Here is a 5,772-nt window from a genome sequence, read left to right as displayed (position 1 = left end):
CTTGTTTGGATCCAGTCCGATCGAGGCATGGCGCAGGCCCCAGAAACCGATGATGAAATAGCTGGTGGCGACATTGGCGAGCGAGACCGCCGCAGCCTGGAAGATGCCGCCGGAGATGCCGAACTCGCTCTGCTGCGCAAAGAAGTACGCATTGGCCGCGCTTTCAAACAGAATGAGCAATGCGATAACCGACAAGTTCAAAATGCGGACCTGCGGATGGTCGGAGACATAATGAATGCCCCGCCCTGTCGATTTGCCGAATTTCATTTTGGTTTCGGGCGTCGTGCCATTGCGACCGCCGCCAAGCTGGCGAAACCGATAGAAGCTGATTGCGGCGCGCGCGGCATAGTCGGCCTGCAATACCACTTCGTCGTATTCGGGTGACGGGCGGTTCGCGAAATAGGCGATGTCATCCTGTGACAGGTCGTTCGCGTCGTCGGCCATGCAGATCTCCCCGTTTGTTCCCGATTACCCGATAGTTAATGAAATACAAACTGGACCGTTCCGAACAGCCCCAAAAACAGTTGACCTGCATAACCCGACGTCACGGCTGGATTTACGCTTACGTGCGCGTAAACTTGGGAAAATAATAAACCCAAGGGAGAGACCAGATGGCTGAGGCCTATATTATTGACGCCGTGCGCACGCCGCGAGGCATTGGCAAGGTTGGAAAAGGGTCGCTCGCGCACCTGCATCCGCAGCATCTGGGCGCAACCGTGCTGAGCGCGATCCGCGACCGCAACAATCTTGATACGGCCACCGTAGATGATGTCATCTGGGGCACATCCAGCCAGCGCGGCGCGCAAGGCGCCGATATGGGTCGTATGGCGGCCCTCGATGCCGGCTTCGACGTGAAAGCCTCCGGCGTAACGCTGGACCGCTTCTGCGGCTCTGGCATTACCACCGTTTCCCTCGCTGCTGCGCAGATCATGTCCGGTATGGAAGACTGCGTTATCGCGGGCGGCTGTGAGATGATGAGCTACACCGCATCGACGGCAGATCCAAAAAATCCACCAATGATGGACGCCGGCAACCTTCACTTGCGCGAGATGCACCCGCAGTCACAGCAAGGCGTCTGCGCAGATGCGATCGCCACGTTGGAAGGCATAGACCGCGAAGCCGTTGACCAGCTGGCCGTGACCTCCCAGCAGCGCGCCAAACGCGCCATGGATGAAGGCCGTTTCGACAAGTCCCTGATCCCTGTCTACAATCGCGACGGCACACTGGCGCTCGACAAGGACGAGTTCCCGCGCCCCAGCACGACGATGGAAAGCCTCTCCGGCCTGAAAACCGTCTTCAACATGTTCATGGAAATCCCGGTCGATGACCAGGGAAACACCTATGGCGCGATGGTCACCAAGAAATACCCACAACTCGAAGGCAAGATGAACCATGTCCATCATGCCGGTAACTCTTCCGGTGTTGTGGACGGCGCAGCCGCAATCCTCGTCACTTCGAAAGAATATGCCGACAAGAACGGCCTGAAGCCACGTGCCCGCATCGTAGCCACGGCAAACATGGGCGACGATCCAACCCTGATGCTGAACGCGCCGGTTCCGGCAGCCAAGAAAGTGCTGGAAAAAGCCGGCCTGACCACAGACGATATCGACGTTTACGAAATCAACGAAGCCTTCTCGGTCGTGGCCGAAAAGTTCATCCGCGATCTCAAGCTGGACCGGGAAAAAGTGAACATCAATGGCGGCGCTATGGCGCTCGGCCACCCGATTGGTGCCACTGGCTCCATCCTGATCGGCACCGCGCTGGACGAGCTCGAACGTTCTGGCGGTCGCTATGGCCTGGTCACCATGTGCGCGGCTGGTGGCATGGCTCCGGCAATCATCATTGAACGGATTTAAACTTCCTCCCAGAAACTTACTCACAATCTGTTCAATCCTCTCCCGGTCCAGGCTTGCCTGGGCCGGGCTTTTTTTCGCGCTTCCACCGATATGCAATTGGTCGGGAACGCTCCCCTCCTCAAGGCGTTGCTTATGAAGAAGCAACCCCATCAGGAGACTCATGCCTTATACAATCCAAGCTGAAACCAATCACCTCACCACCATCGACGCGCAGGGCGAACTGAACCCCGACACCATGCCGGAAGCTGTTGATGAAATCATGGAGCAGACTGACGCGGAGGATCCCGGCAGCCTGCTGGTGCGATTGCAGCATATGGATCTGGGCACGCTCCACAATGTCGCCAGCGACTGGTCACGCAAGGCTGAGTTCTTTGCCCTACAGAAACGCTTTGGCAAGGTCGCTGTTCTCACCGACCAGGCATGGGTACGCCAGTCGGCGAAGATGCAGGCGGTGGCCCTGCCCGACACCGAGTTGAAAGTCTATGAGCTTGCCGATGAAGCCGACGCACGTGTCTGGCTGGAACAGGCAAAGGCCGAAACCGAAATGGCCTAGGTTCAAACCTGACCGGACTGGATCGTCTCGCCGTCTTCCTTTGTGAAGCTGGCAGGCGGGTTGTCCAACAGATCGAATACTTTCTCAGAGGGACGGCACAGCGCCGTCCCTTTTTTGGTAACAACAATTGGTCGGTTCACGAGAATGGGATGTTTCAGCATGGCTTCGAAAAGTATGGAATCATCCACCGCCGGATCCGTCAGACCAAGCTCCTCGGCCGGGCTCTTGGACGTGCGCAAAGCTTCACGCGGTGTCAGTCCCGCTGCGGCCAGCAAACCCGCCAGCAATTCCCGCGTCCAACCGCGCTGAAGGTATTGGACGACATCCGGCTCAACGCCGCTTTGGCGGATAATTTCAAGCACATTGCGAGACGTGCCGCAGTCTGCATTGTGATAGATCGTAATGCTCATGATGAACTCGCTATTCGGGCGGTTGGTCGCTGCTTCTTTAGACTATGCTGACAAAGTGTGACAACATTTCAAAGAGAGCAGATCACGATCACAGGCCCTTCACCCTTCGGCCGGATGTGACCACTTGGCGGGATGTGGGATTCAGGTTTCTTCAGATGGCCCATCTGACGTCCCCGATCCCGGCGAGGCGGGCAAATCGGGTAAGCTCGGCGTTCAGTTTATCGTGGCGAGCCGGGGTCCATTTGACGTTCGGCTCGGGCCAAAAGCCGGTCACGCTCATCCACCCCTTCGCCCGATCTGCCTTGATTTCGATACGCCCCGTGAAACGGTCCCCTTCGAGAAGCGGGTAGACATAGTACCCCCAGCGGCGCTTGGCGGCGGGAACGAACATTTCATTGCGATAGTCAAATCCGAAGAGCCGTTCGAGGCGGTTTCGATCTCGCACCGCCGGATCAAATGGATTGAGGATACGCAGGCGGCTTGTCGGCGCCGGAGCCGTCGCCAAGCGGGTTTCGATGTCGGGAGTTGCATAGGCGAGAACCGTTCGCCGGTTCGAGCACTCGATCTCGACCGGAACCAGATGCTTGGCGCTCATCACCCATGACTTTGCCTCTGCCGAACTCATCGCTTGCCAGAAGCGCTGGATTTCGCCGGTTGTGCCAAAGCTGAGCCGATCGATCGCGTTCTGGCAGAGCCAGTCTATCTGCTCGTGATCCGGCGGCCCATCGCGAAGAGGGGCAGGAAAAACACGATCTGGAAGATTGTAGTATTTGACGAAATTCTGTCGGTAACAGGTGGCGAGGTCTCCCGCATACCACATCTGGTCGAGTGCTCTCTTGTGCGGTGGCCGGGCCCACATTTCGCGACTGGTGGCCTTGGTGTCGAAGGCGTGCGTCGACAAAGCGCCTTCAGCTTCGATCCGGGCGCGGATCTGGGCAATCTGTTCTTGCGCAAGGCCGGACTGGAACCATTCATGCCGGGCCACTTTGGCACCGAGGCGACGAAATTGCCGCTGCCAGTATGGCAGATACGCCATGGGAATGAGCGAGGCATCATGGGTGAAATGTTCAAAGATCTGACGATCTCTACCCAAAAGCGGCCAAAGCATCTCTTCGCGATAGTTCTGGTTTCGGCTCCACAGAATGTGGTGATGGGCACGGGTCACATTGCGAATTGTATCAATCTGCACGAAGCCAAGGGCGTGGAGCATGCCCATCACATCGAGCTTTCCGGTCGGCGTTTCGGCGAGCCCATTGGTCCATAACCAAAGCCGGCGAGCCTCTCGGTTGGAAATGCGAAGCGGCGTCATGTTGCTCATGCGATGGAGCGATCAGTCTCGCGTGAATTCTTGCAAGCTGACGAGGTATGGCATGAGGTCCAACCCCTGAGAGGCGATCCAGGCATCATCATAATAGGTGTCAAGATAGCGCTCGCCCCCATCGCAAATGAGGGTCGCGACGCTGCCCGCTTGTCCGGCGGCGCGCATTTCGCGCAACAAGGTTAGTGCTGCCCATACATTGGTGCCGGTCGATCCGCCACAGCGCCGGCCAAGAATATCCTGCAGCCAGTGGATCGTGGCGATGGATGCTGCATCCGGCACGCGCATCATCCGGTCTATCACGTCTGGCTGGAATGAAGCTTCCACGCGCGGGCGACCAATACCTTCAATACGAGACTTCGTCCCGATACGGATATCCGGGTCGCCCGTTTCATAATGATCATAAAAGACCGAGTTTTCCGGGTCCGCGACGCAGAGCGACGTCTTCGCGGCGATGTCACAGCGATAGCGGATAAACCGGCCGATCGTGGCCGATGTGCCGCCCGTACCAGCGCTCATCACCACCCAGTCCGGCAGGGCATGGGCCTCCATGGCCAATTGCGAGAACAGGCTTTCGGCAATGTTGTTGTTGCCGCGCCAGTCAGTAACCCGCTCGGCATACGTGAACTGGTCCATATAGTGGCCGCCAAGTTCAGTCGTGATGCGCTGCGCCTCGGCATAGATGTCCGCAGGCGGCACGGCGCGGGTCTCGCCGCCATAGAAGGCGATCTGGTCGATCTTGCTGCGCGAGACGCCTTCTTGAACCACCGCGATGAAACGCAGGCCCAGCAAGCGCGCAAAATAGGCCTCCGAGACGGCGGTAGAGCCGGACGAGCTTTCCACGATAACCGTGTCTGGCCCGATCCATCCATTGCAGAGGGCGAACAGGTAGAGCGAGCGCGCAAGCCTGTGTTTCAGACTGCCGGTCGGATGCGTGGACTCATCCTTCAGATAGAGCGTCTGTTCCGGAAATCCGGGCAGATCCACCTTGATCAAATGAGTGTCAGCCGAGCGATTGAAATCCGCATTGATGCGCTGCACCGCCTCGCGTACCCAGCGCCGCCTGTCCCAATCAAGATGTGAAATATCCAAATCTGCCCCCTGCTCCAGCCGCCTTCGCCGTCACCATAGAGGCTTGTCCCATCAGGGCAATTGCAGCGCGCAGCCTTTGTCAGGCCAAGGGCTGCACGGCCTCCAGCACGGCGAGCAACAGGTCTTCCCCGGCAAGAGACTCTGCCTCGTCGCAAACCTGATGCGGGCGGCATTTATCGCGGGCCAGATCAAGCAGAACGGGATGGATATAGGACGATTTGGCGATTGCAGGTGTGTTGCCGAGTACGTTGGCCGCGGCCTGGGTGATCGCCTTGATGGTGATGTCCTCTGCCTTGGTCAGGGCATCGACCGCGGCAACGCTGCCCTTCCATGTCCTGAAATCCTTGGCGGTAAAGGACAGGCCCAGTGTTTCCTGGATGTACGCGTTTACATCTTGCGCCGCGGGCCGGACCTTGCGCGAGCGGAAGAGGAACGCGCCGCGCTCGGCCATCAGACCATCCAGGGTCTTCGCCAACAATTTATCTTTCACAATGACGCGGCGCGGCGTGCCGCCCTTGCCCTTGTAGGCGCAAACGATCTTGT

General features: G+C 58.3%; 6 protein-coding genes and 1 pseudogene. 2 read left to right on the top strand and 5 right to left on the bottom strand.

Annotated features, from left to right (window positions below; translation table 11 throughout):
• The coding region (locus B4F73_RS05945; RefSeq protein ID WP_290482723.1) for a hypothetical protein at positions 1 to 444 on the bottom strand (444 nt) is incomplete at its 3' end.
• Positions 445 to 611: 167 nt separating this feature from the next.
• Between B4F73_RS05945 and B4F73_RS05940 the strand changes: the two genes are divergently transcribed.
• Positions 612 to 1,856 carry an acetyl-CoA C-acetyltransferase gene (locus tag B4F73_RS05940; RefSeq protein WP_206991054.1) on the top strand — a complete coding sequence of 415 codons (1,245 nt, stop codon included), beginning with the start codon at positions 612 to 614 and terminating at the stop codon, positions 1,854 to 1,856.
• Between the two features lie 160 nt (positions 1,857 to 2,016).
• Positions 2,017 to 2,409, top strand: coding sequence for an STAS/SEC14 domain-containing protein (locus tag B4F73_RS05935; RefSeq protein WP_034811103.1), 393 nt, complete (start codon positions 2,017 to 2,019; stop codon positions 2,407 to 2,409).
• A gap of 2 nt (positions 2,410 to 2,411) precedes the next feature.
• Here the strand turns inward: B4F73_RS05935 and arsC are convergent, their stop codons facing one another.
• The 4 genes and pseudogenes from arsC to B4F73_RS05915 all read right to left on the bottom strand — a co-directional run.
• Positions 2,412 to 2,819 (bottom strand): arsenate reductase (glutaredoxin), encoded by a 408-nt coding sequence (arsC, locus tag B4F73_RS05930; RefSeq protein WP_349679544.1) that lies wholly within the window; start codon positions 2,817 to 2,819, stop codon positions 2,412 to 2,414.
• Between the two features lie 151 nt (positions 2,820 to 2,970).
• Positions 2,971 to 4,137 (bottom strand): winged helix-turn-helix domain-containing protein, encoded by a 1,167-nt coding sequence (locus B4F73_RS05925; protein ID WP_290482722.1) that lies wholly within the window; start codon positions 4,135 to 4,137, stop codon positions 2,971 to 2,973.
• A gap of 12 nt (positions 4,138 to 4,149) precedes the next feature.
• Positions 4,150 to 5,229: a PLP-dependent cysteine synthase family protein gene (locus tag B4F73_RS05920; protein WP_290482721.1), complete on the bottom strand. Its 1,080-nt coding sequence runs from the start codon at positions 5,227 to 5,229 to the stop codon at positions 4,150 to 4,152.
• A gap of 79 nt (positions 5,230 to 5,308) precedes the next feature.
• Positions 5,309 to 5,772 (bottom strand): annotated as a pseudogene (locus B4F73_RS05915) (DNA topoisomerase IB); the annotation flags it as partial.

Source organism: Hyphomonas sp. UBA3601 (genome assembly GCF_002375605.1).
In the GTDB taxonomy this organism is placed as follows: domain Bacteria; phylum Pseudomonadota; class Alphaproteobacteria; order Caulobacterales; family Hyphomonadaceae; genus Hyphomonas.
The sequence above is the reverse complement of the archived record's forward strand: the minus strand, read 5'-3'. Positions and strand labels throughout refer to the sequence as shown.